The organism is Rhodoplanes sp. SY1, from assembly GCF_046000175.1.
In the GTDB taxonomy this organism is placed as follows: domain Bacteria; phylum Pseudomonadota; class Alphaproteobacteria; order Rhizobiales; family Xanthobacteraceae; genus Rhodoplanes.
Genome location: NZ_JBEOMB010000061.1, coordinates 1 through 24,874 on the forward strand (window position 1 = coordinate 1; position 24,874 = coordinate 24,874).

22 protein-coding genes and 1 riboswitch are annotated in these 24,874 nt (G+C 71.1%); of the genes, 11 read left to right on the plus strand and 11 right to left on the minus strand.

What is annotated here, in order from left to right:
• On the minus strand, window positions 1-187 hold a 187-nt coding region (locus tag ABTU92_RS16800), incomplete at its 3' end, for a hypothetical protein (RefSeq protein WP_408092600.1).
• Between ABTU92_RS16800 and ABTU92_RS16805 the strand changes: the two genes are divergently transcribed.
• Both ABTU92_RS16805 and ABTU92_RS16810 read left to right on the plus strand, forming a co-directional pair.
• Window positions 186-1,166 (plus strand): Bug family tripartite tricarboxylate transporter substrate binding protein, encoded by a 981-nt coding sequence (locus ABTU92_RS16805; RefSeq protein ID WP_408092602.1) that lies wholly within the window; start codon window positions 186-188, stop codon window positions 1,164-1,166. The genes ABTU92_RS16800 and ABTU92_RS16805 overlap by 2 nt on opposite strands.
• A 9-nt stretch (window positions 1,167-1,175) precedes the next feature.
• Complete coding sequence (locus ABTU92_RS16810; RefSeq protein ID WP_408092604.1) at window positions 1,176-2,066, plus strand: SMP-30/gluconolactonase/LRE family protein; 891 nt, start codon at window positions 1,176-1,178, stop codon at window positions 2,064-2,066.
• Between the two features lie 305 nt (window positions 2,067-2,371).
• Here ABTU92_RS16810 and ABTU92_RS16815 read toward each other — a convergent pair whose 3' ends face one another.
• Both ABTU92_RS16815 and ABTU92_RS16820 read right to left on the minus strand, forming a co-directional pair.
• Window positions 2,372-3,256 (minus strand): HpcH/HpaI aldolase/citrate lyase family protein, encoded by an 885-nt coding sequence (locus tag ABTU92_RS16815; RefSeq protein WP_408092606.1) that lies wholly within the window; start codon window positions 3,254-3,256, stop codon window positions 2,372-2,374.
• Between the two features lie 13 nt (window positions 3,257-3,269).
• Window positions 3,270-3,755, minus strand: a complete 486-nt coding sequence (locus ABTU92_RS16820; protein ID WP_408092608.1) for a MaoC family dehydratase — start codon at window positions 3,753-3,755, stop codon at window positions 3,270-3,272.
• A gap of 164 nt (window positions 3,756-3,919) precedes the next feature.
• Here ABTU92_RS16820 and ABTU92_RS16825 point away from each other — a divergent pair, with 164 nt between their 5' ends.
• On the plus strand, window positions 3,920-5,245 hold the full coding sequence (locus ABTU92_RS16825) for a transglycosylase SLT domain-containing protein (RefSeq protein WP_408092610.1): 1,326 nt from the start codon (window positions 3,920-3,922) through the stop codon (window positions 5,243-5,245).
• A 187-nt stretch (window positions 5,246-5,432) separates the two neighbouring features.
• Window positions 5,433-6,599 (plus strand): DUF2336 domain-containing protein, encoded by a 1,167-nt coding sequence (locus tag ABTU92_RS16830; protein WP_408092612.1) that lies wholly within the window; start codon window positions 5,433-5,435, stop codon window positions 6,597-6,599.
• A gap of 128 nt (window positions 6,600-6,727) precedes the next feature.
• Here ABTU92_RS16830 and ABTU92_RS16835 read toward each other — a convergent pair whose 3' ends face one another.
• The 3 genes from ABTU92_RS16835 to ABTU92_RS16845 all read right to left on the minus strand — a co-directional run bounded on the left by ABTU92_RS16835 (window position 6,728) and on the right by ABTU92_RS16845 (window position 9,022).
• Entirely contained in the window at window positions 6,728-7,438 is a 711-nt protein-coding gene (locus ABTU92_RS16835; protein WP_408092614.1) for an Hpt domain-containing protein, read from the minus strand.
• 13 nt (window positions 7,439-7,451) lie between these two features.
• Window positions 7,452-8,000 carry a response regulator gene (locus ABTU92_RS16840; protein ID WP_111358567.1) on the minus strand — a complete coding sequence of 183 codons (549 nt, stop codon included), beginning with the start codon at window positions 7,998-8,000 and terminating at the stop codon, window positions 7,452-7,454.
• Between the two features lie 239 nt (window positions 8,001-8,239).
• Entirely contained in the window at window positions 8,240-9,022 is a 783-nt protein-coding gene (locus ABTU92_RS16845) for an NAD kinase (RefSeq protein ID WP_408092616.1), read from the minus strand.
• A 77-nt stretch (window positions 9,023-9,099) separates the two neighbouring features.
• Between ABTU92_RS16845 and cutA the strand changes: the two genes are divergently transcribed.
• Both cutA and ABTU92_RS16855 read left to right on the plus strand, forming a co-directional pair.
• Window positions 9,100-9,435 (plus strand): divalent-cation tolerance protein CutA, encoded by a 336-nt coding sequence (gene cutA, locus ABTU92_RS16850; protein ID WP_408092618.1) that lies wholly within the window; start codon window positions 9,100-9,102, stop codon window positions 9,433-9,435.
• A 227-nt stretch (window positions 9,436-9,662) separates the two neighbouring features.
• Window positions 9,663-9,870, plus strand: a riboswitch (cobalamin riboswitch).
• Between the two features lie 186 nt (window positions 9,871-10,056).
• Complete coding sequence (locus ABTU92_RS16855) at window positions 10,057-12,267, plus strand: TonB-dependent receptor (protein WP_408092620.1); 2,211 nt, start codon at window positions 10,057-10,059, stop codon at window positions 12,265-12,267.
• 204 nt (window positions 12,268-12,471) lie between these two features.
• Here ABTU92_RS16855 and ABTU92_RS16860 read toward each other — a convergent pair whose 3' ends face one another.
• From ABTU92_RS16860 to ABTU92_RS16880, 5 genes are all read right to left on the minus strand, one after another.
• A complete protein-coding gene (locus tag ABTU92_RS16860) occupies window positions 12,472-15,873 on the minus strand; it encodes an acyl-[ACP]--phospholipid O-acyltransferase (protein WP_408092622.1) in 3,402 nt (1,133 codons plus the stop codon).
• A 458-nt stretch (window positions 15,874-16,331) separates the two neighbouring features.
• Window positions 16,332-16,577, minus strand: a complete 246-nt coding sequence (locus ABTU92_RS16865) for a hypothetical protein (RefSeq protein WP_111359412.1) — start codon at window positions 16,575-16,577, stop codon at window positions 16,332-16,334.
• Window positions 16,578-16,910: 333 nt separating this feature from the next.
• Window positions 16,911-18,326 (minus strand): TIGR03808 family TAT-translocated repetitive protein, encoded by a 1,416-nt coding sequence (locus tag ABTU92_RS16870; protein ID WP_408092624.1) that lies wholly within the window; start codon window positions 18,324-18,326, stop codon window positions 16,911-16,913.
• Between the two features lie 46 nt (window positions 18,327-18,372).
• The gene (locus tag ABTU92_RS16875; protein WP_408092742.1) at window positions 18,373-19,470 is read right to left on the minus strand and encodes an NADH:flavin oxidoreductase/NADH oxidase; all 1,098 of its coding nucleotides are present in this window, start codon (window positions 19,468-19,470) and stop codon (window positions 18,373-18,375) included.
• A gap of 167 nt (window positions 19,471-19,637) precedes the next feature.
• Entirely contained in the window at window positions 19,638-20,162 is a 525-nt protein-coding gene (locus ABTU92_RS16880; RefSeq protein ID WP_408092626.1) for an EF-hand domain-containing protein, read from the minus strand.
• Window positions 20,163-20,420: 258 nt separating this feature from the next.
• On the opposite strand from ABTU92_RS16880, the gene ABTU92_RS16885 reads away from it, so the two are divergent.
• From ABTU92_RS16885 to ABTU92_RS16905, 5 genes are all read left to right on the plus strand, one after another.
• Entirely contained in the window at window positions 20,421-21,011 is a 591-nt protein-coding gene (locus ABTU92_RS16885) for a hypothetical protein (RefSeq protein ID WP_408092628.1), read from the plus strand.
• A 152-nt stretch (window positions 21,012-21,163) separates the two neighbouring features.
• Window positions 21,164-21,748, plus strand: coding sequence for a DUF3365 domain-containing protein (locus tag ABTU92_RS16890; protein ID WP_408092630.1), 585 nt, complete (start codon window positions 21,164-21,166; stop codon window positions 21,746-21,748).
• Between the two features lie 65 nt (window positions 21,749-21,813).
• Entirely contained in the window at window positions 21,814-22,599 is a 786-nt protein-coding gene (locus ABTU92_RS16895) for an SDR family oxidoreductase (RefSeq protein ID WP_408092632.1), read from the plus strand.
• Window positions 22,600-22,872: 273 nt separating this feature from the next.
• Window positions 22,873-23,169, plus strand: coding sequence for a hypothetical protein (locus ABTU92_RS16900; protein ID WP_408092634.1), 297 nt, complete (start codon window positions 22,873-22,875; stop codon window positions 23,167-23,169).
• Window positions 23,170-23,523: 354 nt separating this feature from the next.
• Window positions 23,524-24,870, plus strand: a complete 1,347-nt coding sequence (locus tag ABTU92_RS16905; RefSeq protein WP_408092636.1) for a sensor histidine kinase — start codon at window positions 23,524-23,526, stop codon at window positions 24,868-24,870.
• The last annotated feature ends 4 nt before the right edge of the window (window positions 24,871-24,874 follow it).

Genomic DNA, 24,874 nt, shown 5'->3' on the forward strand with positions numbered 1-24,874 from the left:
CGGCCGGGCCTCGACGATTGGCAAGGCTCGCGGCGATGGTCATACTGGAGGAACCCCCGCGCGGGCGCCGGCCCGTCGCCTTCGTCGCGCCGCGGCTTCGGAGTGCCGCCTCTTCGGTGCGACGCGTCTTTTGCTCGTCGCGTCCTTCGTCGAAGATTCCGTCCAGGACTGCCCAGGGGAAAGCCATGCTGTCGATCGTCCGCGCGCTCGCTCTCGCGGCCGGCGTGATCGCCGTCACGTCGTCACCCGGCTCCGCGCCGGCCCAGACGTTTCCGTCGTCGCGTCCGGTGACCTTCGTGGTGCCGTTCGCACCGGGCGGCTCGACCGACACGGTCGCCCGCATCGTCGCCCAAGCGGCCGGCCAGCCGCTCGGCGTGCCGACCGTGGTGGAGAACCGCACCGGCGGCGCCGGTGTGGTCGGCTGGAGCGCGGTCGCCCGCTCGGTGCCGGACGGCCACACGCTGCTGACGCTGGAGATGTCCTACACGATCGCGGCCGGGCTGATCCCGACGCTGCCCTTCGATGCCAAGACCAGCTTCGTGCAGGTGACGACCGCGGTCGAGAACCCGCACGTGATGGTGGTCAACCCGAAGCTGCCGGCCAACACGGTCGCCGAGCTGATCACGCTCCTGAAGGCGAACCCCGGGAAGTACTTCTTCGGCTCGGGCGGCAACGGCACCAACACCCATATGGGCGGCGAGCTGTTCAAGAGCCTCGCCGGCGTCGACCTCGTGCACGTGCCGTATCGCGGCGCCGGCGCGGTGCTGCAGGATCTGGTCGCCGGCCAGGTGCAGGTGCTGGTGACGTCGCTGCCGACCGCGCTGCCGCTGATCCAGTCCGGCCAGCTCCGCGCCCTGATGATCGCTGGCGAGACGCGCTCGCCGGTGCTGCCCGACGTGCCCTCGGCCCGCGAGGCGGGGCTGCCCGGCATGGTGATGACGTTCTGGGTCGGCTTCGCCGTGCCGGCCGCGACGCCGCCTGCCGTGGTCGAGCGGCTCAACCGCGACATCCGCACCGGCCTGGCGCAGCCCGAGACCAAGAAGCGGCTCGCCGAGCTCGGCATGGACGCCGTCGGCAACACGCCGGCGCAGGCGCAGGCGCTGATCGAGTCGGAGATCGCCCGCTGGAGCGCCATCGCCAAGGCGGCCGACATCAAGCTGCAATAGGCTGTCGCCATGAGCTGGTTCGCCCCGCCCACCGATGTCGAGAGCCGCGTCTTCGCGCGGCTGCCCGACGTGTTCCGCGCGGCTCGGCCGAACGAATGGGGCGCCGCCAACAAGCCCGGCGCCGCGATCGACAGCTTTCTCGAAGGGCCGTGCCTGGCGCCTGACGGCACCCTCTACGTCACCGACATCCCCTACGGCCGCATCTTCGCGGTCGACGCCAGCGGCCGTTGGAGCCTGGTGCACGAGTATGACGGCTGGCCGAACGGCATGAAGCTCCGGCCCGACGGGAGCCTGCTGGTCGCCGACTATCGCCGCGGCCTGCTGCGCATCGATCCGGAAAGCGGGACGATCCACCCGGTCTGCACCACGGTGAACAGCGAGAGCTTCAAGGGGCTGAACGATCTCGCGCTGCTCGCCGCCGGCGCGGTGCTGTTCACCGACCAGGGCCAGACGGGGCTGCACGATCCGACCGGGCGGCTCTACCGGCTGTGGCCGGACGGCCGGCTCGACCGGCTGATCGGGAACGCGGCCTCGCCCAACGGCGTCGCCGTGAACCCGGAGGGGACCCACGCCTTCCTGGCGCTCACCCGCGCCGCCCAGATCTGGCGCGTGCCGCTCGCGCCGGCGGCTCTGTCGGCGAAGACGCAGCTGTTCGCCCAGCTCCCGGGCGGGCTGTCCGGGCCGGACGGGCTGGTGGTCGATCCGCACGGGCGGCTGATCGTTTGCGATCCGGGGCACGGCAGCGCCTGGGTGCTGTCGCGGCTCGGTGAGCCGCTCTTCCGCATCCGCAGCTGCGCCGGCCGCACCCTCACCAATGCGGTGCTGCGGCCGGACGGTCGCACGCTGCTGATGACCGAGTCGGAGAGCGGGCAGATCCTGGAAGCCGTGCTGCCGGGGTGAGACCAATCAGGTCCGTGACCTTCGTCATGCCCGCGCTCGTCGCGGGCATCCACGACCTGACAGCCGCGCAGACCTCGAGCGGGTTTCGGTTACGACGAACCGGACGAGGTTTCCGCTCGTCCCCGCGAAGGCGGGGACCCAGGGGCGTCCCGACGTGTGCCTCGACGTGTGACTCCTGGATCCCCGCCTTCGCGGGGATGAGCGGAGCGTGGGGGGCGTCTCCAGCGGACACCGCTCGAGATCGTGGATGGCCGGGACGAGCCCGGCCATGACGGCGAAGGCGGCCGAAGCGCAGGCCTTTCGACTCACGCCGTCTCGTCGATCTCCTTCGCGCGGGCGAGCAGCGCCAGGGCGCGGACGAGGTGCGGGCGGTCGTACATGACGCCGTCGAGGCCGACGACGCCGGCGCCGGGCTGCGCCGCGAAGGCGGCGACGATCGCCTTCGCCTTCGCCACCTGGGCGGGGTCGGGCGTGAACACGGCGTTGATCGGGCCGATCTGGTCCGGGTGGATCGCCATCTTGCCGGTGAAGCCGTCGCGCCGCGCCTCCTCGCATTCGCGCCACAGCTTCGCCTCGTCGCGGAAGTCGACCGCCACCGTGTCGATCGCCTGCACCTTGGCCGAGGCGGCGGCGGCGAGGCAGAGCGTGCGGGCGAGCCGGAAGGCGTCGAGGAAACGGCCGTCGTCGTCGCGGTTCGCCTCTGCGCCGAGATCGACCGAGAGATCCTCGGCCCCCCAGGTGAGGCCGGCGAGGCGACGGCTGGCGCCCCGGTAGCTGCCGGCGACGAACAGCGCATGCGCCGTCTCGGTGGCGATCGCATAGACGGCGACGTGGCCGTCGGAGAGGCCGGCGACCGCCTCGCGCACCGCCAGCTTGGCGTCGAGATGCATCACGGCCGGGCCGCCCTCGGCCTTGGGCAGCATGATGCCGTCCGGCCGGGCCGGGATCACGACGTCGAGATCCTGGTCGGTCAGGCCGGTGTCGAGCCCGTTCACCCGCACCAGGATGCGGGGCCGTGACGGCCACTCCGACACGGCGGCGACGAACTCGGCCGCCGCCGTGCGGGCCGCGTCCTTGCGGTCGGCCGCGATCGAATCCTCGAGGTCGACGATGACGGCGTCGGCTCCGCACTCCATGGCCTTGGCGAGCTTCTTCTCGGCGTCGGCCGGCACGAACAGCAGGGAGCGCATGCGGGGTGTCTCCTCAGGCGGGGCGCTTGAGCATGAAGGCTTGGCGGCGGCATTCGGCGACCAGCTTGTCGTTCTGGTTGAAGCCGCGGTGGTGGAACTCGACGATACCGGCGTTCGGGCGCGACGATGATTCGCGCTTGTTGATCACCTCGGTCTGGGCCCGCAGCGTGTCGCCCTCGAACAGCGGATGCGGGAACACCACGTCGGTCATGCCGAGATTGGCGATGGTGGTGCCGACCGTGAGGTCCGACACCGACATGCCGATCATCAGGCCGAGCGTGAACAGCGAGTTCATCAGCGGCCGGCCCCACTGCGTCTCGTTCTCGCAGAAGTGCCGGTCGATGTGCAGCGGCTGCGGGTTCAGCGTCATGTTGGAGAACAGCATGTTGTCCATCTGGGTGACGGTCCGCCGATAGCGATGCTCGACCACCTCCCCGATGACGAAATCCTCGAAATACATCCCGCCGCGCGGGTGCCGGACCGCCGTCGTCCAGGACATTCCTCTGGTTCCCCTCTGGCTCGTCCCCGGGCCGCGCCTGCGCTGCCGCCGTGAGGCCTGCCGTGGCCGGGCAGGGCGCGATTCATACTTTGTTTACCATAACCGGCGCAGCCTCGGCGGTGTCGTCCTCGCTCCCGTCTCGCGCCCGCGCCGCAGGTTGAACCTTGCCCGTCTCCGGCACCAGCTCCTCGACCTCCGGATGGGTCGTCAACGACGCCATTCGGGGCGCCGCGCAGTCGACCGGCACCAGCTTCGACTATCTGCTGGCGACTGCGAAGGTCGAATCGGACCTCAACCCTAACGCCGCGTCGACGACGTCGTCGGCCCGCGGGCTGTTCCAGTTCATCGACCAGACCTGGCTGATGATGCTGAAGGAGGCCGGCACCGCGCTCGGCTTCGGCCAGTATGCCGACGCCATCACCAGGACCGCCTCGGGCCGCTACGAGGTGACGGACCCGCGCCTGCAGCAGGCGGTCATGAACCTGCGCGGCGACGCCGGCGCCAACGCCGCCATGGCGGGCGCCTTCACGCAGCGTAACGCGGCGAAGGTCGAGGCGCTGATCGGCCGGGCGCCCAACGAGGGCGAGCTCTACATCGCGCATTTCCTCGGACCCGGCGGGGCGGCCCGTCTGATCACCGAAGCGAGCCGCAACCCCGGCGGCGTCGCCGCCGAGGTCTTCCCCAACGCCGCCGCCGCCAACCCGTCGATCTTCTACGAGCGCGACGGCACGGCGCGGAGCTTCGCCCAGGTGTACGGCAACCTGGTGGGTCGCTACGACCGGGCGCTCGCCGGCACCGCCGGGATGACGGCCAGCAGCACCGCCACCGGCCGCTCTGGCCCGGTGGTGGCCGTCGCGCCGGCCGGGCAGGGCGGCGACCGGCGCGTTCCGACGACCGAGGCGACGAATCACCAGTCGGAGACGGCCCGCACCGCGGCGAGCGGGCCGCTGTTCCACAGCCTGTTCCAGAGCGGCCCGGAGCGTGGCGCCGTCTCCGACATCGTGAGCGACTTGTGGTCGACCCGCCCCCATGTCGCGGCGGCCCTCTCGGGCGTCGCCGCCCAGGCGACGCCGCGTGGCGCGACGGCATCCACACCCCCAGCCGCACCCACATCCGCACCGGTCGCCGCATCGGCCGCCATGGCCCGCTCGACCTATGCGGCCACGGCAGCCTCCATGCCGTCGACGGTGGCGCCGACCGTCGCGCCGGCGCGCGCCCCGTTGATCACGGTCATCCCCGTCTCGGCGACCGCGAGGGCCATGCCTCCGGTCGCGTCGCCCGCCGTCGTGTCCACGTCGGTCGCCACGAGGCCGGTCGGACCCACGCCGGTCGTCGCGTCTCCTGTGGCCCCGTCTCCCGTCGTGGCGATGCCGGTGGCGGCGAGCACGGCCGCGCCAGCATCCCTCGCGGTCCCGGATCCGAGCCGCGCCTCGGAGCTGTTCTCCGCCCCCGGCACCAACGCCGGCGGCCTGTTCGGCCGGCGCGGATAGGGCGACGGCTGCCGGGCCGGCCCGCTGGCGTTAACAAATCAGCAACAAACACAAAGATTTATGGTGAACCCTTTGTTAAGGGCGCGGCCGTAGGCTGGTGCATGGCGGGACTCGTCGGCCTCGGAGCGGGGCAGCCGGTCCCGAACGAGTTCTCCGTGTCGCCCTCTGTCGCGTCGGGTTCAGCAGCATGATCGTCCGCCAGTTTCTTCAGTGGGTCCGCACCGCGCCCGCCGGCGAGCGGGCCGAGGCGACCAGCGCGCTCGCGCGGGCCTATCTCTATTCCGATCTGCCGGACGACGAGCGCGACGCCGTCGAGGGCGTGCTGGTGATGCTGGCCGAGGACGTCTCGCCGCTGGTGCGCGGCGCGCTCGCCGGCGTGCTGGCGCCGAGCCGCGAGGCGCCGTCGACCGTGGTGCACCTCCTGGCGCACGACCGCCCCGACATCGCCGCCGTCGTGCTGGCCTCGTCGCCCTTGTTCATCGACGCCGAGCTGGTCGACCTCGCCGCGACGGGCGGCGACACCGTGCAGACCGCGATCGCCGGCCGCGCGCCGCTGCCGCGCGCCGTCGCCGCCGCGATCGCCGAGGTGGGCGGCCCCGAGGCTTGCCTGGTGCTGATCGAGAATCCGCAGGCCGAGATCGCGGCCCTGTCGTTCGCCCGGCTGGTCGAGCGCTTCGGTGATCTCGGCGCGATGCGCGAGGCGCTGTTGGGGCGGCCCGACCTGCCGGTCGAGTGCCGCCAGGCGCTGATCGCCCGGCTCTCCGCGACGCTCGCGGCCTTCGTGTCGGGCCGCTCCTGGATGGACGGCAGCCACGCCCGTACGGTCGCTCGCGAGGCCTGCGAGAAGGCGACCGTCGCGCTCGCCGCCCGCGCCGGCGAGGAGGGCGCCGCGCCGCTGGTGCGGCATCTGCGGGCGAGCGGCCAGCTCACCGCCGGCCTCATTCTTCGCGCGCTCCTGTCCGGCAATCTCGGGCTGTTCGAGGAGGCGCTGGCCGAGCTCGCCGGCCTGCCGCTGCGCCGCGTGCGCCTGCTGATCCACGACCGCACCGGGGTCGGCTTCCGGGCGATCTTCTCCCGCGCCGGGCTGCCGGGCTCGACCTTCCCGGCGTTCCGCTTCGCGCTCGAGGCGTGGCGCGAGGGGCCCGATCTCGACGGCGCCGCGCGCCTGCATCGCCGCATGGTCGAGCGGGTGCTCACCGCCTGCGGCCAGTCCGACATCGGCGAGGTCGAGCCGCTGCTCGCGCTGTTGCGCCGCTTCGCCGCCGAGGCGGCGCGCGAAGAGGCGCTGATCGCCTGCGAGAAGCTCGAGCAGGAGCTGGTCGCCGACCTGATGCGGATTCGCCTCGCGGCGTAGCGGCGTAGGGCGGGCGACGCGGAACGCGTTACCCGCGCCGTCTCACGTCGATGAAAACGACCGCTGTCTGGTGACCGATGGAGGAAGACCGCGTGGGCAAGGCGCGTCGCGCCATGCCCACCCTACGGTCAAGGCCCGTCGCTGCGCGGCACGGTCGGCGGGCTCAGCACCTCGTCGTCGTCGGGGAGGCGCCCGCCGTTCTCGCTCTTAAGGTGCTCGTCGACGATCTCGCGCAGCTTCGCCGACAGCGTGTCGGCCAGGACCTCGGCGCGCGCGGTGCCGTGCTCGCGCACGATCGCCCGCACGGCGTCGACATGCTGGTCGACCAGCGCGAGCGGGATGCGCTTACTGTCGATGGTGCGCTCGATCAGCCGGCACAGGCTCGCCGCCGCCGCGGCGGCGCGCGGAAAGCCGAGCGTCGCGGCCTGGCCCTTGATGTCGTGCGCGGCGTGATAGAGCGCCTGCCGGGTCTCGGCGTCGAAGCCCTTCGCCTTGACGGCCTTGCGGGCCGCGTCGAGGCGCTCGCACTCGTTGTCCATCCAGCCGGCGAACTCGCCGGAGAGGGCGGCGAGCGCCCGCTCGGCGTCGGCGACCGGATCGGGCAGGCCGGGCGCGGCATTGCGGGCCCACGCCTTGCGCAGGAGATTCTTCGGCACGATCACGGCGTGGTCGCCGTAATTGGTCACCTTCGGCGCGTCCGGAGTCTTGCTCGACGAAGACTTGCTCGACGAAGACTTGCTCGAGGAAGACTTGTTCGAGGAAGACTCGCCAGCCGACGTCTTGCCGGTCGGCTTTCCGGTCGGCTTTCCGGTCTTGCCGCCGCCTCGCCCGGAGGTCATCGGGTCACCCTGTTCACTCGGTGATCTTCACCCGCTCCAGCAGCGCCTGCTGCGGGATGATCTCGGCCTTCGCCGTGCCCTTGCGGCGCTCGACGCCGACATAGTTCGGGTTCACCAGGCGTCGCCGGTCGGGGCCGAAGAAGGTCTTGGTCTTGATGAAGGGACGCGGATTCACGACCACGGTCAAGATGCGCTGGTAGAGCGCGTTGGCCGAGATCGGCTTGACCAGGAATTCCGTCACGCCGCAGTCGCGCGCCGCCATCACGCGCTTCTTCTCGGAATGGCCGGTCAGCATGATGATCGGCACGAACGGGTTGGCGTTGGCGCCCGGCTGGCGGATCATCTGGGTGAGCTCGAGCCCGTCGAAGATCGGCATCGCCCAGTCGGTGATCACGATGTCCGGAATGTTGTGCGTGAACGCCTCGAGGCCGGCGGCGCCGTCCTCGGCCTCGTAGACCTCGCGGGAGCCGAAGCCGTGCAGCAGCGTGCGCAGGATGCGACGCATGTGCGCGTTGTCGTCGATCAGAAGAAACCGCAGCCGGTTGAAGTCGATGCGGACCATGGCTCACGCGAGACTGACACGATGCCTGAAGGATCAGGCTCGATCCTGCCCGCGAAGCTTTAAGGAAGGGTTTAGGTTAACCGGGCGGGGGCGGACGCCATTCGGTTGTCGATATCAGAGCACGTCATTCCGGGGCGCCGCGCAGCGGCGAACCCGGAATCCAGCCCCGCAGTCCGTGCATGCCACTGGATTCCGGGTTCGCGCCTTGGGCGCGCCCCGGAATGACGGAGCTCGTCGCCTCAATGGCTGAACTGCTCGCGCAGGATGCGCTCGTCGAGATTGTGGCCGGGGTCGAACAGCATCAGCATCTCGATCGCGTGGTCCATGCGGATCTCGACGTGCTTGACCGAGCGCACCTCGTCGTGATCGGCGACGGCGGCGACCGGCCGCTTGTCGGCCTCCAGCACCTCGATCGTCACCACGGCGCTGTCGGGCAGGAGCGCGCCGCGCCAGCGCCGCGGCCGGAACGCGCTGATCGGGGTCAGTGCGAGCAGCGGCGAGCCGATCGGGATGATCGGTCCGCCGGTCGAAAGATTGTAGGCCGTCGAGCCGGCCGGCGTCGCCACCATGATGCCGTCGGCCGTGAGCTCGCGCAGCCGCATCTTGCCGTCCACCATCACGTCGAGCCGCGCCGCCTGGTAGGTCTGGCGGAACAGCGACACCTCGTTGATGGCGCGGTGCTCGTGGCCGCCTCCGTCGACGTCGAGGGCGCGCATCAGCAGCGGGTGGATCACGGTCGCCTCGGCGTCGTGCAGGCGCTCCTTCAGCCCGTGCTCGTGATACTCGTTCATCAGGAAGCCGACGGTGCCGCGATGCATGCCGTAGATCGGCTTGCCGGTGCTCATGAAGACGTGCAGGGTCTTGAGCATCAGGCCGTCGCCGCCGAGCGCGACGATGACGTCGGCCTCGTGCGGATCGACATTGCCGTAGCGCTGGGTCAACCGGGCGAGGGCCGCCGTCGCCTCGGGGGTCTGGCTCGCCACGAAGGCGATCCGCTCGATCTCGGCAGGCAGATGGGTCATGCGCGGCTCGTGCGGCGGATCGTTCGGTGGTTCGTGCGATACCGGCGCCGCACCGCCGCCGACGCGAAGGAGTGGCGATGGAACGGGTGGTGTTCGTCTATACGACCTTTCCGGGGCTTGTCGAGGCGGAGGAGACCGGACGCGCGCTGGTCGAGGCGCGGCTCGCCGCCTGCGTCAACATCCTGCCCGGCATGGTCTCGCTCTATCGCTGGGAGGGCGCGATCGAGCGCGGCGAGGAGGTCGTGATGCTGATCAAGACCCGGGCGTCGCGCGCCGAGGCGGTGCGGGCCGCCGTCAAGGCGCGCCATTCCTACACGACGCCGGCCATCCTGGTGCTGCCGATCGAGAGCGTCGACCAGGCCTATCTCGGCTGGCTCCTGGCGGAGACCAAGGCGGACGACGCCGAGGACTGAAGACCCGTGTTCCAGGATGCTCCGGACGCCGTCATTCCGGGGCGCACCGAAGGTGCGAACCCGGAATCCAGCGGGCGAATCCGAAGGACTTGGTTGGATTCCGGGTTCGTGCGCCTCACGGCACACGCCCCGGAATGACTCTTCCGGGTGTGGGCTTCGCGCAACACTTCTCCGGCTAATGCACTCGGGTCGGGGCCTGCACGATTGACGCGCGGGGCGCGGGCGACCGAAGGTGCGGGTGTGCTGGTTCCCGGCGGGCGACCGCCGGGAGGAAAGAGGGAACACGGAACGCGCCCCGCGAGGGTCGTGAAGCCGTGGCTGGACCCGCAACTGTGAGCGGCGAGCCGCATCCACCGTGGCCACTGGGAAACCGGGAAGGCCGGATGCAGCGACGACCCGCGAGCCAGGAGACCTGCCCGCACAGTCACCCAACCGGTGGGCGGGAAGCCCCATACGGAGCGGTCTTTCGCAGCGGTGACACCGTGACCGGCGCGGGGACCGCTATGCTCGTTCGTCTCGTGAAGCGTTTGGACACCGATCGGCCGGGACGGCCGGACGGGCGTCTTTCGCGTCGGCTCATGCAACGCGAACCGCATGACCCTTTCGCGAAGGACGACAGGAATGACCCACGACCATTCGAACCGCGCTAGGGCGGCCCGCGCCGCCGGCCTCGCCGTTCTGCTCGGCAGCACGGCGTTGCTCGGCAGCGCATTGCTGCTCGCCGGTGACGTGCAGGCCCAGCAGGCGCCGGCGACGACCGACACCGCGCTGCCCGACCTCTACGTCACCGCGACGCGCCTCGGCGGCGGCGCCGGCGGCGCGCTCGGAATCACGGGTGCGTCCACGACCGTGATCACGGCCGAGGAGATCGAGCGCTCGCCCGAGCAGACCATCCCGGGCATCCTGGCCCGCGAGCCCGGTGTCCAGGTCTCGAACCTCTACGGCGGCGTCAACGGGGCGCGCGCCACCGTCGACATCCGCGGCTTCGGCGCCACCGGCGCCCAGAACACGCTGATCCTGATCGACGGACGCCGCGTCGATCTGCCCGATCTGCAGACCTTCGACTGGGGCTCGGTGCCGATCAACGCGGTCGAGCGCATCGAGGTGACGCGCGGCAACTCCGGCGGCGTGCTGTACGGCGACGGCGCCGTCGGCGGCGTCATCAACATCGTCACCAAGAAGGCGACCGGACGGCCGAACGGCGCCCGCGCCGAGGTCGCCTACGGCTCGTTCAACCAGGTCGAGGGCAGGGGCACGGCCTTCGCGTCGAGCGGGCCGCACGCGCTGGCGCTCTATGCCAATGCGGTGCGCTCCGACGGCTATCGCGACAACGGCCAGTATCATCAGACCAACGCCGGCGGCGACTATCGCTACACCCGCGACTGGGGCAGCTTCTATCTGAACACGACGCTGAGCGACCAGGTGCTCGGGCTTCCGGCCGGCCGCCGCGTCGACCCGACGCTCGGCCTGAATCAGCTCGCGACCGACCGCCGCGGCACCAACACGCCGTGGGACTTCGCCAACCAGCAGCAGGCGACGGCGACCACCGGCGTGACCTACGACCTGACGCCGGGCGCCGAGCTGATCGTCGACGGCGGCGTGCGGGTCCGCAAGCAGCAGGCGGCCTATTTCCCGTCCTGCCTCGACACCTTCACGGGCGTCTACAACTCGGCCTGCCGGCAGCAGATCGGCTCCGCCTACGACACGTCCTATTTCGAGTCCTCGCTCGTCACCTCGTCGGTGACGCCGCGCCTCAAGGTCGACACGACGGCGTTCGGCCTGCCGCTGAAGTCGCTGAGCGGCGTCGACGTCTATCACACCGACTATTCGTCGCCGCGCGCCCTGACGGAGGGTGCGGCGCCGCTGCACCAGTACGATCTCGACCAGACCTCGCTCGCCGCCTACACGATGAACACGGTGACGCTGTTCTCCACGACCGACGTCTCGGTCGGCGGGCGCGTGCAGCGGACCTCGCTGTCGGCGCGCGATGCCGTGAACGCGGCGGCACCGGGCTATCTCTACTTCGGCTTTCCGACCGTCGTGCAGGCGAACCCGCTCGACGACACCCAGACCAACCGCGCCTGGCACATCGGCATCGAGCACCGCTTCAACCAGCAGCTCACGCTGTTCGGCCGTACCGCGCAGAGCTTCCGGGTGCCGAATGTCGACGAGCGCATCGGCAGCGCGCCCTACGGCATGCCGAGCAATTTCGCGCTGAAGACCCAGACCTCGCGCGACTGGGAGGCGGGCGTGAAGGTGACGGCCGGCCCGATGTTCCTGCAATGGAGCATCTACGACATGGTTCTGGAGAACGAGATCTTCTACTCGCCGTTCACCACCACCAACGTGAATCTCGATCCGACCCGGCGCTACGGCTCCGAGGCGCTGGCGACCATGCGGGTCTCCGACACGGTGCGGCTGAAGGGCAGCTATGCCTATACGCGCGCCGTGTTCCGGGAGGGCGTCTATGCCGGCAACGACGTGCCGCTCGTCGCGCGCAACACGGCGGGCGTCGGCGTCGTCTGGAACATCCTCGACAGCCGCCTGGTGTTCACCGGCGACGTGCGCTTCGTCGGCTCGCGCCGCATGGACAACGACAGCCGCAATCTCCAGCCGATGACGCCGACCTACACGATCCTCGACGCCAAGATCGCCGGTGAGTGGGACCGCTACTTCTGGTCGTTCGCCGTGCAGAACCTCTTGAACGAGGACTATTTCGACTACGCGGTCGCCAGCCCCTATCCGGACGGCTTCGGCAGCAAGTACGGCGTCTACAACGCCTATCCGCAGCCCGGCCGCACCTTCGTCCTGCGCGTCGGGGCGAATTTTTGAAAGATCGTCGTCGTTCTTTGGGCAGACGACAGATTCACCTCTCCCCAGCGGGGAGAGGTAGGATCTCGCGCGACAGGCGCGAGATCCGGGTGAGGGGGTGCCGAGGCATCCAACTGGCGCCGTAAACCCTCACCCCGGTCGTCCGCTTCGCGGACGCCCGACCCTCTCCCTCAGGGAGAGGGTCTCGGAGGCGCCGGCGTGGCGCTACGCCGCGCCTTCCAGCTTGGCGCGCTCGCGCACCATCTGGACGACGGTGAGGTTGTCGACCTTGCCGGAGCCGAGCAGCGGCATCTTCTCGACATGGACGAACTCGGCCGGGATCAGCATCTCGGAGGCGCCGCGCGACTTCGCGAAGGCGATGAAGTCGGAACGGGTGGCGCCCTTCTGGGTCGTCACCATGATCAGCTTCTCGCCCTTGCGGGCGTCCGGGATGGTGGCGACGGCGTGCAGCGCGTCCGGCCACAGGTCGAACGCGATCGTCTCCACGGCGGCGAGCGAGATCATCTCGCCGCCCACCTTGGCGAAGCGCTTGGCCCGGCCCTTGATCGCCACATAGCCCTCGGCGTCGATGGTCACGATGTCGCCGGTGTCGTGCCAGCCCTCGTGCGGCGGTTCGATCACGCCGGGCTTGTCGACCTTCAGGTAGCCGACCATCACGTTCGGTCCGCGGATGTAGAGCCGGCCGCCCTCGTCGACGCCCTCGACCTTGTCGAGCCGCGCCTCGATGCCGGGGAAGAGCCGGCCGACCGTGCCGAACTTGTTGAACATCGGCGTGTTGAGCGCGATCACGGGCGCCGCCTCGGTGACGCCGTAGCCCTCCAGGATGCGCACCCCGAACTTCTCCATGTAGGTCTTGCGCGTCGCCTCCTTCACGGCCTCTGCGCCGGCGAAGATGTAGCGCAGCGAGCGGAAGTCGTAGGGGTTCGCGGTGCGGGCGTAACCGTTGAGGAACGTGTCGGTGCCGAACATGATGGTCGCGTTGGTCGCGTAGACCAGCTCGGGCACCAGCCGGTAGTGCAGGGGCGAGGGATAGAGATAGACGTGCACGCCGTTGACCAGCGGCAGGATGAAGCCCGCGGTCAGGCCGAAGGCGTGGAACACCGGCAGCACGTTGAACAGCTTGTCGGAGTAGCCGAAGTCGACGATCGCCTTGGCCTGGGCGGCGTTCGACAGGATGTTCCGGTGCGACAGCACGACGCCCTTCGGCACGCCCTCCGAGCCCGACGTGAACAGCACGGCGGCGGGGTCCGACGGCTGCCGCGCCACCAGCGGCGTCCTGAACTCGCGCAGGCCTTTCAGCTTGTCGAGCGTCGTCACGGTCGGGCGCACGTCCTCGAGGTAGACGATGCGGTAGTCGGGCGCGAGCGCCGCGATCACGTGGTCGAGCCGGCCCTTCTCGATGAAGGCGCGCGAGGTGACGACCGTGGTGAGGCCGGCGGCCTTGCAGGCGGCCCGGATGTTGGTCGGCCCGGCCGAGAAGTTGAGGATCGCCGGCACGCGGCCGGCCCACATCAGGCCGAGCAGCGTCACGGCGGCGCCGTTGGCGTTCGGCAAGAGCACGCCGAGATACTCGCCGGGCCCGGCATGGACCGAGAGCTTGCGGCCGAGCACCGCGGCGCCGACCAGCATGCGCTTGTAGGTGAGGGCGCCCGACACCGGGTCCTCGATGGCGATGCGGCTCATGCCGTGGAACTCGCCGGCATGCACCATCGCCTCGAACACGGTGCAGTCCATCTCGGTGGTGCGGAAGATCAGATCCGACATCACGCGATAGAGCGCGGCGCCCGCGGCGACGCGGCGCTTTTTTCCGCGCAACTCTTCGGGAACCGAGATGCGCACCGGCGGCAGGATCGTCATGGTGATCTTGGGGAACCAGCGGCGGCGGACCTGATGGTCCTTCAGGCGCGAGAACGGCGTCTGCTCCAGCCCCTTGATGCGCACCGGCACCACCATGGCGCCGGACTTGTCGGCGATCAGGCCGGCGCCGTCGTAGATCTTCATCAGGCTTCCGGTGACCGTGATGCGGCCCTCGGGGAAGATGATCAGGCTGTCGCCGCCCTGCACGGCATGGATGAGCTGGCGGGTGCCCCACGGATTGGTCGGGTCGATCGGCATGGCGCGGGTGAAGCGCAGGAACGGCTTCACCCACCAGCGCTCGGCGATGTGGCAGTCGATCGCGAACACCGGATCCTTGGGCAGCACCGACAGCGCGAAGGGCGCGTCCAGGAAGCTCACGTGATTGAGCGCGATGATGGCGTTCGGCCCGGCCTTCTCGATGTTCTCGAGCCCGTGCACCTCGGCGCGGAAGAACGCGCGCGCCACCGTCGAGAGAAAATCGCGCACCGGGTTGGTCGGCAGCGTCTTGAAGATCGCGTATCCGACGACCAGGTTGGCGACGCCGAGCAGCATGAACAGCGTCGCCGGCGCGAGGCCGGCGAGCTGGAGGAGCGCGACGCCGAGGCCGGCCGCCACCATGAAGGCGGCGTTGAGAACGTTGTTGGCGGCGATCACCCGGGCGCGGTGGTCGGCGCCGGCCCAGGCCTGCATGGCCGCGAAGGCCGGCACGATGAACAGGCCGCCGGCGACCGCCATGCCGAACAGGTCGAAGCCGACATGGATGCCGCGCACCGAGCCGAGCACCTCGGAAATGCCGCGGCCCTGCAGCGGACTCGCGACGCCCGACATCCACCAGCCGAGATCGATGCACAGGATGCCGAGCAGCGCGGCGCCGAGAACGGTCGGCAAGAGCACGATGCGGCCGGCGGCGAGCCAGGCGGCGAGCGCCGAGCCGGCCGCGATGCCGATCGAGAACACGGCGAGATAGACCGTGATCACCTCCTCGGCGGCGCCGAGCGTGGTCTTGATCAGCGGCGGCATCAGCGAGAGCGCGATCGCGCCGGTGAGCCAGAACCAGGAGACCACGAGGGCCGACCACCACAGCCGCCGCTCGGCCTTCAATTCGCCCATAAGACGGGTGGTCGAGCGCACGATGTTGGTGTCGATCGTCAGGTTCGGCGCGGCCTGCCCGGTCCTCGGGATCAGCAGGGCGGCGAGCCAGCACAGGATGGCGACGATCATCATCAGCCCGGCGAACGAGGCCGGGTCGCCGCCGTCCTTGGCGGCCAGCCCGCCCACGATGGTGCCGAGCAGGATCGCCAGGAAGGTCGCGCCCTCGACCAGCGCGTTGCCGGCCGGCAGCTCGGAGCGTTCCAGATGGTCGGGCAGGATGCCGTACTTGATCGGGCCGAACAGCGCGGCGATGACGCCGATCAGGAACAGTGCGACGAACAGGAGCGCGATCGAGTGCAGCCAGAAGCCGAGCACCGCGAACAGCGCCACCGGGATCTCGGCGAGCTTGAGCCAGCGCGCCACGATCGCCTTGTCGTAGCGGTCGGCGATCTCGCCGCCGACGGCCGACAGGACGAAGAACGGGAAGATCAGCGTGGCGCCGGCGAGCGTGATAAGGGCTTCCGAGTTCGAGCCCGTCATCCGATAGAGGATCAGGAAGACCAGCGAGTTCTTCAGGAAGTTGTCGTTGAAGGCGCTGAAGAACTGGCACCAGAACAGGGGGGCGAACCGTCTGGTGGTCATCAGATGCGAGAACATCGGCGGTCCTGTGCGATGGCGCGGCCGCCGGTCGGGGGAGGCCGGGCACTTGGTCGGGCCGTGGAGTTAGCCGGGATTCACGGTTTTGGGCAATACCGCCGGGGCATCCCGTCCGGCCGACATCCGGGCCGCCGGTCCGGGACGACGCCTGCACGCGCCGGCGTCCGGCGGCGCCGAGACGGGCTCATCCGCACGAGCGCCGAGCTGTCGGAAAGAGGCGCGAGGCCGAGGGCCCGGAGCAATCAATTACGGGTGAATATACGACCGAGAATGTGATCGATGCCGGGAACGACACGCGCCGAGCGGACGATACGGCACCGGCAGGCGACCCGACTTCGGGCAGACGACACGACTCGCGTAGGCGAGATCACTCGGGACCGCCGCAGCGGCAGGCCGTAGGCCCGCCCGGCTGCGGTCGGTGCGTGCACGGGCGACCGGTGGTCGCCCGGCGGAGCGGCTCAGGCCGCTTCGGCGCACTGCGGCTCGCAGTGCATCTCGCCGAACTCCGGCTGGAACTTGACCCAGGTGCTGAACCCAGTGCCGCAGGCCTCGCAGGTCCACAGGTGGCGGACCACACGATCGGCGATGTGATGCGACTCGTCCGGCGCCACCAGCAGATAGGCGCAACGCGGGCAGTGCTGCTTGCCGAACAACGATCTGTCGGGCGCCCGCGTGTCGAGGTAGCCGCCGTTCATCATAATCAAGTCCTCCCTGTCGTGGCGGTGTTGTCACCATGCCCTGCGTTCGGGATGCGGATGGGGATGCCGCGCCGACGCAGTTTGGATCTCGGCGCCTCGCTGACGCGACAGCCGAGACCCCCCTTGGTGTTCTGCCTGTTTTTGGAAGACTGCCAGCCGAGGCGAAGTCGACTGCAGCTTGGACTTTAGTCTAACAGAAAAGCCGTAGTTCACGCCAGCAAGAATTCAGGGTTGAACGCGGAAATTCGATGCCGCAGCGCAACTTCGGACTAGTTGGATGGGCTGTATTTACAGTGGGCGACACATTGGGATCTGGCACCGCACGCCGTGTCGCTTGGCTCACGAAACCTTATTACCACTTAGTGAGAGATGCGGATAAATCTCGGCCCCGCCGGTCGCGAGGTCGCCGGTGACCGGGACCTTGTGGTCGAGCCCGACGATGGCGCCGGCGCGGCTGCCCGAGATGACGTTCGCGGACAGCACGGTGCTGCGGGCGCCCGGGACCACCGTCACGCCGACGCCGATGCCGCACTGACGCACCACATTGCCGGTGACGGAGACGTCGCGCAGATAGGGGCCCCAGCCGACCGCGATGCCGACCGCGCTCGCGTTCTCGACGACGTTGCCGGTCGCCGTGGTGTCGGCCTCGACATACATGCCGACGCCGAGCAGGAACTCGGGGTCCGGATTGACGGTTCCGGGCGCGAGGTTGCGCAGGATGTTGCCCTGAACCACGGCGATCCGCCCGCCGCTGGCGAAGTTGGCGATCGAGACGCCCATCTGGGCGCCGTCGACGATGTTGTTCGCCACCACGGCCGCCTCGAACTGGAACTCCGAGTAGAGCGCCGTCTCGCCGACCCGGGTCACCGTGTTGCCGACGATCTGCAGGTTGGAGGCCGAGTTGCCGCGCACGCCGGAGAAGGCGCAGTCGGCGATGCGGTTGCCGCGCACGATCACGCCGTTCGCGCGGTACACGTTGATGGCGTTGCCGAACTGGCCCTGGCCGCCGGCCCGGTTGCGGATGTCCGTCACCCGGTTGTCGACGACGAGGGTGCCGTCCTCGCCGGCCTCGAAGCGCAGCACCTGGATGCCGTTGTTGCCGGCCCGCGCGACGACGTTGCGGGCGATCACCACGCCGCGGCTGTCGCGGGTCTGGATCGCCACGTCGCCCGTGTCGGTGACGCGGTTGTCCGCGATCGTGCCGGCGCACTGGTAGAGGTAGAGCGCGGTGCCGTCGGCGCCCGCCACCGTGCAGTTGGTCACCGCCAGGGCATCGACCTGCTCGCAGTGGAGGAGGGCGCGGTCGGGCGGCAGCGGCCGGCCGCCGCCGTCGAGCACCAGGCCGTCGAGCGAGACACGGCCGACATTGGCGGCCGACAGCAGCGAGGCGCCGCCGAGGAACTGGAGCCGCACCGCACCAGGCGCGCCGACGAGCCGCGCGCCGTCCGGCAGCCGCACGCCGCCGACCTTGTAGACGCCCGGCGGCAACGCCAGCGGCGCGCCGCTCGCCGCGGTCCGGTCGAGGGCGCGCTGCAGGACGAGGGTCTGGTCGTCCGGGCTGCCGGGCCGGAGGCCCAGCGTCGCCGCATCGATGCCGAAGGCCGAGACCGGGCCGGTCACGGCCGCGCGGGGCGGGCGCGGCTGGGCGAAGGCGGGCAGGGCGGCGGCGGTCGATCCGGCCAGTGCGGCGGCGCTGGCGAGGCCGGCGAGCACGGCACGGCGGGTCGGGCCGTCGGTGGGTGGGTGCTGCTGCATCCCGCCACGATATCCGCACCGGGCCGGCCTGTCGCCGGCGAGCCGCTCAGCCGCGCGCCGCGGGCGCCCACAGGCTCGGGCCGGCGCGCAGATACTGCGGCGGCCGGCGCGTCTCGGCGCCGAGCGCGCGGGCGGCGTGCCAGCCCCAATGCGGGTCGTCCAGCATGGCGCGGGCGAGCGCCACCATGTCGGCCTTGCCCTCCGCGACGATCGCCTCGGCCTGCTTCGGGTCGACGATCAGGCCGACCGCCCGGGTGACGAGGCCGGTCGCGTGGCGCACCGCCTCGGCGAGCGGCACGTTGTAGCCGGGCGTGGTCGGGTTGCGGGCCTCGGCGGTGAGGCCGCCCGAGGAGACGTCGACATAGTCGTAGCCGATGTCCTTGAGGGCGCGGGCGAACACGATCGTCTCCTCGATCTCGATGCCGCCGCCGAGCCAGTCGCTGCCGGTGATCCGGGCGCCGAGCGCGACGTCGCGCGGCACGCTGCCGCGCAACGCGTGGGCGACGGCGAGCGGAAACCGCATGCGGTTCTCGCGCGAGCCGCCGTAGGCATCGGTGCGCTGGTTCGACACCGCCGAGAGGAACGCGTGCACCAGATAGCCGTGCGCGGCGTGCAGCTCGACCGCGTCGAAGCCGATCCGCACCGCCCGCGCCGCCGCCTGCGCGAAGGCGGCGATCACCCGCTCCATGTCGTCCTCGGTCATCGCCTGCGGGACGTGCCAGCCCGGCCCGAAGGGCAGGGCGGAGGGCGCCTCGGTGGGCCACGGGTCCTGGTCGACGGCGAGCGCCTTGCCGCCCTCCCAGGGGCGCTGCGACGAGGCCTTGCGACCCGCATGGGCGAGTTGGACGCCGAGCTTGGCGGTGCCGATGCGTCGGCAATGGGCGACGATGCGGGCGAGCGCCGCCTCGCAGGCGTCGGAATAGAGGCCGAGGCAGCCATGGGTGATGCGGCCGCGCCGCTCGACATGGGTCGCCTCGACGACGACCAGGCCGGCGCCCGAGTTCGCCAGCATGCCGAGATGCGTCATGTGCCAGTCGGACGCGCAGCCGTCCTCGCCGCTGTACTGGCACATGGGCGAGACCGCGATGCGGTTCTCGAAGGTGCGGCCGGCGATCTCGATGGGGGTGAACAGGGCGCTGGTCATTGTGGCGCTGGTCGTTTCGGCGCTGGTCATGGGGGCACTCGATCGGGGGAATCTCGGGCACGGCGCAGGGATGGCGAGAAGGCCGTGCGGGGCACGGCCCAGTCGTATCGCAGACCCGCGCGACCCGGCAACCGAGGCGATCGGCCTGCGCCCGTCCGATCCGGCGCTCAGAACGGGATGCCGACCGTGCCGCCCATGCCGCCGCCGCCGAGATTGGGTCGCATGCTCGGCCCGCCCCTGCCGCCGCCCCGCATCTCCTCGGCCGTCACCTTGCAGTCGCCGTTGCGGTCGAAGCGGGCGAAGAACGGGCTCGGGCGATCGACGAACTCGGCGCGGGCGATGCGGCCGTCGCGGTTGTCGTCGAAGTAGCCGAGCTCGGCGTTCTTGAACGCCGGGTCGGCGCGGCGCAGGGCGTCGAACTCCTTGGCGTCGACGAAGCCGTCGCGGTTGGCGTCGGCGTTGACGAAGATGCGGCCGACATACTGTTTCCACTCGTCGCAGGTGAACACGCCGTCGCGGTTGGCGTCCCAGGCCGGGGCCGACTGGCGGACCGGGTCCTCGCCCGGCCGGTTGGCGGCCCGAAAGTCGGGCTGGCGGTCGTAGACGCCGGGCAGGCCCGGCGCCCCGCCGGACTGCGCCGCGGCGCTCCCAGCCGCGGCCAGGCACGCCATCATCACAAGCACGTATCGCATGAAGGTCCTCTCCCGCCCGTCGCGGCCGAGTGACGCCGGCAAGGCGGCAGCTTTTGGGCACGCCGCGGCCTCCAGCCCAAGCGCCCGCTCCGGCGCCCGCAGTGTCACGGCGCAGGGGCAGGTCAAAAACCTGTCCGGCGGTGTCAATCCGGCGCGACATCCCGCAACTCTCCCAGCTTGACAACCGGGCGGCCCGGCGCGCGAGGATCGGCGCGCCCGCCGGCGATCTCGGGTGCGGCGGCACGATGGGACGACCAGATGATCCGGCTGATTTCATTCTTCTTCACGGCGGGTGCGGCCGCGTTCGGGGCGGCGCTCGTCGGCATTCAGGGCGTCATGCTCTTGCGCGGCGACGGCGGGAATTATCTCGTGCTCGGCGCCGCGGCCTTCGCCATGGTGGTCGGGCTGTGGGGGCTGCGCGCCGACATCCGCCGCAGCAAGGCGGCCGCCGAGGCGATGCGCGAGGGGCGCTATCCCGACCAGTGGGCGCCGCCGCGCGGCACCCCGAAGCGCGACACCCCGAAGGCGAACGTCGTCCGGTCGGCCCAGCGCGCGGTCGACATCGACCCGGCGCCGCTCGCCCCGGCCGCGATCCCCGACACCGGCGCGCCGATCGCCGACATCGTCGCGGCCGAGCGGGCCCGCACCGACGCCTTCTGGCGCGACGGGGTGGCGCGGCTCGAGGCGGAGGCCGAGGCGCACGGCATCGGCGACGGCGCCGTGGTGCTGCTCGACGTCGCCGCCCAAAACCTCGCCCGGACGCTCGGCACCCGCCAGGTCGCCCGCATCCTGCGCGAGGCGGCGGCCCGCTACGCCGATCCGCCGGCCCGCGACGCCGGCGCCGCCTGATCACCGGAGCGACCGGACAACGCCGGCGCCGCCCCGTCGCCGGCGGCGTTTGATGGGCCGCCGGTGACTCCGTCACAGACCGGGCCGGTGGGGTTCGCCATCGTCGCCTCCGTCGCGGACGCCTGCCGTCCGGTCGCACGGAGGGTCGGATCATGTCGCTCAGGATCATCGTCGTCGGGGCCGCTGTCGTCGGCGCCGCTGCACTCTGGCTCGGCGCCGAGCGCGACCGCGCCGCGCGCGAGGCGCGTCTCGCCGCGCAGGCCGCGACGGTTGCGGCCGACTACGGCGCGACGCTGCTCGCCGCCGTGAAGAGCGCCATCGAGACCTCGGGCCTCGTCGGCGCGATCGGCTTCTGCAAGGAGCAGGCGCCGGCGATCGCCGCCGAGCACGGCCAGCGCACCGGCTGGCGGATCGCCCGCACCAGCCTGAAGCCGCGCAACCGCGCCGCCGCCCCGGACGATTTCGAGCGCGCGACGCTGGACCTGTTCGCCGACCGCATCGCCGCCGGCGCGCCGGTCGCGGCGCAGACGCGCAGCGCCACCGTGGAGGCGGCCGACGGGCCGATGTTCCGCTTCATGAAGGCGATCCCGACCGGCGAGCCCTGCCTCGGCTGCCACGGATCCGAGCTGAAGCCGGACGTCGTGGCCGCCCTGAAGCGCCTCTATCCGGACGACACCGCCACCGGCTTCAAGGCCGGCGACATGCGCGGCGCCTTCACGCTCGCCCGCCGGCCCTGAGCCGCCGTATGATGGCACCGCGTGCCGGGCCGCCGGTCGTCGCGGCCCCGCGGGCGGAGGATGCCATGACGGACGCTGCCAGCACGGCCGGCAAGCCGGCCGCCGGCTCGCTCGCCGGTTCGGCGACGGGGTCGGTGACTTACGATTTCTCCGGCCGTCGCGCCGTGGTGACGGGCGGGGCGCGGGGGCTCGGCCGCGGCGTCGCCGAGCGGCTGCGCGCCGCCGGTGCCGTCGTCGAGGCGTGGGACGTCGACCCGGTGGCGGTCGACGGCATCGTGCCGGTCGCCGTCGACGTCACCTCGTCGCACCAGGTCGCGGCCGCGGCGGCGCGGGCGGTCGCGGCCGGCGGCATCGACCTGCTGGTGCTCGCCGCCGGCTACGGCGGCACCCGAAAATCGGTCGACGCGGTGAGCGAGTCGGAATGGCGCCAGGTGATCGACGTCACCCTGACCGGCGCCTTCCAGGTCTGTCGCGCCGTGGTGCCGCACATGCGCCGGGTCGGGCGCGGCCGCATCGTCACGGTCGCCTCGCTCGCCGCCAAGGAGGGCCGGGCCGGCCTCGCCGCCTTCTCGGCAGCCAGCGCCGGCATCGTCGCCTTCACCAAGGCGCTCGGCAAGGAGCTCGGCGACACGCCGCTGCGGGCGAACTGCATCGTCTGGGCGGCCGTCGACACGGAGTTCCTCCGCGCCATGCCGGCGTCGGCCGTCGAGGCCGTGGTCCAGCGCAGCCCGATGAAGCGCCTCGGCGCGGTGGCCGAATTCGCCGAGCTGGTGGCGTGGCTGTGCTCCGACGCCTGCAGCTACAACAGCGGCGCCGTGTTCGACCTCACCGGCGGCCAGGCGAGCTACTGAAGGCGCCTGCCGCGCCGCGCGCGTCCGCTCGCCCCCACGTTCTGATCACGACCGCGTGAATCGGCCGCGCCCTTAAGCTTTTCTGGACGAATGCGGCTGTCGGGCAGGGAACCGGCAGCGGTCTTCCCGGTTGTATCGGGAGCCGGTTCGGTGGTGCGGGGGGCACACCGTCGTCCACCACGTCCGTGACCGGCCGGGTGTTGTACGGACCCATGCCGATGCTGTCCGGCCATCGTGGCCCATCGACAGCGACGGCCCGAACGGGAGGTGGACATGACGTTTCGCACGAAGACCCTGACCCTGATGCTCGCGCTCGCCGGGACCGCCATGGCGGGCGTGGCGACGGCCGACCAGCTCGACGTTCGCCAGCTCATCGAGCAGCGCTGGATGGCGGCGGCGCCGACCGGCGAGACCTGGACCTGCCCGACCGCCGATGCGGCGACCGTCCAGGCCGCCTTCGAGCAGCAGGCCGCCCCGGACCTGACCATCGCCCTCAACGACGATCCGCGGCCCGACAGCCTGCGCGGTCCGATGGCCTCCGACATCCCGGTCGTGGCCTACGGGCAGTGACCTGACCGGTCTCCGGCCCTCGCTGGGCCGAGGAGGGCGGAAAACGCTTTGACGGCGCACGGGCCTGAATGACCCGGTGCGCCGTCTTGATTTCGAGCTGCGGGATGGGCCGGGCGCCGCACCGTGGCGCAGAGCGGCATTACGGCGATCCTGGTCGCGCAGCTTCCAGCCTGGTCGCGCCCTTTCGAGCAGGCTTGCAGACGAGTGGGCGAGCTGGCGGGCCGCCGCGCCGGAAACAGCGTCACACAGTCGCCTTCGGACAAAAGTCACGATCTTCGATCGCCGTCGTCGCCGGGATGCACGGCGGTGTGGTAGGAATTTCCGCAGCCTGCTCTTTCGGCGCGGGGTTTGCGGATGCAGGACCGGGATCTCGGAAGGGCGTTCGTCGCCGTGGCGTGGGCCGTCTTCGTCGGCGCTGCGGCGGTCGCGATGGCGGCCGGCCTGCGTGTCCTGCTCGGCCTGGTGCTGCCGACCGATCTCTCCTTCACGGCGATGCTGCCGGCCGTCGTCGTCGCGGCGCTCGCCGGCGGGCTCGGCGCCGGCTTGGTCGCGGCGGTCCTCGGCGGCATCGTCGCCCAATGGGCGTTCGTCGAGCCGTACTATCTGTTCGCGGTGCCGACCTTCAAGGACGTCGGCAATCTGGTCGCCTATGCGATCTTGTGCGTCCTCGTGCTGTGGGCGACGGGCGTCTACGACCGCGCGCGACGCCGTGCCGAGGCCAATGCGGCGGCCGCCGCGCGCCTCGTCTCCGTGGTCACCAACAGTGTCGACGCGATCGTCGGCTTCGACCGCAACGGCATGGTCGAGGACTGGAACGCCGCGGCCGAGCGCCTGTTCGGCTGCACGGCCGACGAGATCGTCGGCCGCCCGGCCTCGATCCTGTTCGAGGACGACGACGGGCGCGGCGGGACGCGCAAGCTGCTCGCCCGGGAGCCGGCCCGATTCACGACCCGCGGCATCACCAAGGACGGCCGGCGCGTCGAGGTCGCGGTGACGACGGGGCCGGTCCATCTCGCCGACGGCACCTGGATCGGCGTCGCCGCCATCGTTCGCGACATCGGCTCGGAGGTCGCCGCGGAGCGGGCGCTGCGCGAGGCCAACCGGCACAATATCGCGCTGCTGTCGGAGAGCCACCAGCGCATGCGCGACATGCTGCAGATGGTCTGTGGCCTGGTCCAGGCCTGCGGCCGCGCGGCCGAGCCGGACCCGGCGCGCGGCCCGATCGTCGCGCTCGAGCGGCGCATCGGCGTGGTGATGCGGATCCACGACCAGCTTCATCGCGCCGCCGAGCACGGCACCGTCGAGATCGGCGCCGCGCTGCGGCAGCTGATCGGCGACATGGTCGGGGTCGCCGGGCGGCCGGTCGACATGGAGATCTTCGGCACGTCCGAGGTGCGACTGGCGAGCGACGTCGCCCTGGCCGTGGTCTTCGCGGTGACCGAGCTCGTCACCAATGCGGTGACCCATGCCGGCGGCCAGCGGCCCACGGTGCGGGTCCGTTGCAGCCGCGAGGAGGGGGCGCTCGTCGTCGTCGTCGCCGACGACGGCCACGGTCTGCCGGCCGGGTTCGAACTCGGCCGGGCGCGCGGGCTCGGGCTGCGGATGGCGGAGAGCGCCGTCGAGCGCCTCGGCGGGACGCTGCGCCAGCTGCCGCAGGACGCCGGCGCGGCGTTCGAGATCCGGGTGCCGGTCGAGGCGTAGAGTC

Bases quoted from the DNA above. Each gene is read 5' to 3' on its own strand.
- ABTU92_RS16805 (WP_408092602.1), top strand. From the start codon at position 186: ATGCTGTCGATCGTCCGCGCGCTCGCTCTCGCGGCCGGCGTGATCGCC.
- ABTU92_RS16810 (WP_408092604.1), top strand. From the start codon at position 1,176: ATGAGCTGGTTCGCCCCGCCCACCGATGTCGAGAGCCGCGTCTTCGCG.
- ABTU92_RS16815 (WP_408092606.1), bottom strand. From the start codon at position 3,256: ATGCGCTCCCTGCTGTTCGTGCCGGCCGACGCCGAGAAGAAGCTCGCC.
- ABTU92_RS16820 (WP_408092608.1), bottom strand. From the start codon at position 3,755: ATGTCCTGGACGACGGCGGTCCGGCACCCGCGCGGCGGGATGTATTTC.
- ABTU92_RS16830 (WP_408092612.1), top strand. From the start codon at position 5,433: ATGATCGTCCGCCAGTTTCTTCAGTGGGTCCGCACCGCGCCCGCCGGC.
- ABTU92_RS16835 (WP_408092614.1), bottom strand. From the start codon at position 7,438: ATGACCTCCGGGCGAGGCGGCGGCAAGACCGGAAAGCCGACCGGAAAG.
- ABTU92_RS16840 (WP_111358567.1), bottom strand. From the start codon at position 8,000: ATGGTCCGCATCGACTTCAACCGGCTGCGGTTTCTTCTGATCGACGAC.
- ABTU92_RS16845 (WP_408092616.1), bottom strand. From the start codon at position 9,022: ATGACCCATCTGCCTGCCGAGATCGAGCGGATCGCCTTCGTGGCGAGC.
- cutA (WP_408092618.1), top strand. From the start codon at position 9,100: ATGGAACGGGTGGTGTTCGTCTATACGACCTTTCCGGGGCTTGTCGAG.
- ABTU92_RS16855 (WP_408092620.1), top strand. From the start codon at position 10,057: ATGACCCACGACCATTCGAACCGCGCTAGGGCGGCCCGCGCCGCCGGC.
- ABTU92_RS16860 (WP_408092622.1), bottom strand. From the start codon at position 15,873: ATGTTCTCGCATCTGATGACCACCAGACGGTTCGCCCCCCTGTTCTGG.
- ABTU92_RS16870 (WP_408092624.1), bottom strand. From the start codon at position 18,326: ATGCAGCAGCACCCACCCACCGACGGCCCGACCCGCCGTGCCGTGCTC.
- ABTU92_RS16875 (WP_408092742.1), bottom strand. From the start codon at position 19,470: ATGACCAGCGCCCTGTTCACCCCCATCGAGATCGCCGGCCGCACCTTC.
- ABTU92_RS16880 (WP_408092626.1), bottom strand. From the start codon at position 20,162: ATGCGATACGTGCTTGTGATGATGGCGTGCCTGGCCGCGGCTGGGAGC.
- ABTU92_RS16885 (WP_408092628.1), top strand. From the start codon at position 20,421: ATGATCCGGCTGATTTCATTCTTCTTCACGGCGGGTGCGGCCGCGTTC.
- ABTU92_RS16890 (WP_408092630.1), top strand. From the start codon at position 21,164: ATGTCGCTCAGGATCATCGTCGTCGGGGCCGCTGTCGTCGGCGCCGCT.
- ABTU92_RS16895 (WP_408092632.1), top strand. From the start codon at position 21,814: ATGACGGACGCTGCCAGCACGGCCGGCAAGCCGGCCGCCGGCTCGCTC.
- ABTU92_RS16900 (WP_408092634.1), top strand. From the start codon at position 22,873: ATGACGTTTCGCACGAAGACCCTGACCCTGATGCTCGCGCTCGCCGGG.
- ABTU92_RS16905 (WP_408092636.1), top strand. From the start codon at position 23,524: ATGCAGGACCGGGATCTCGGAAGGGCGTTCGTCGCCGTGGCGTGGGCC.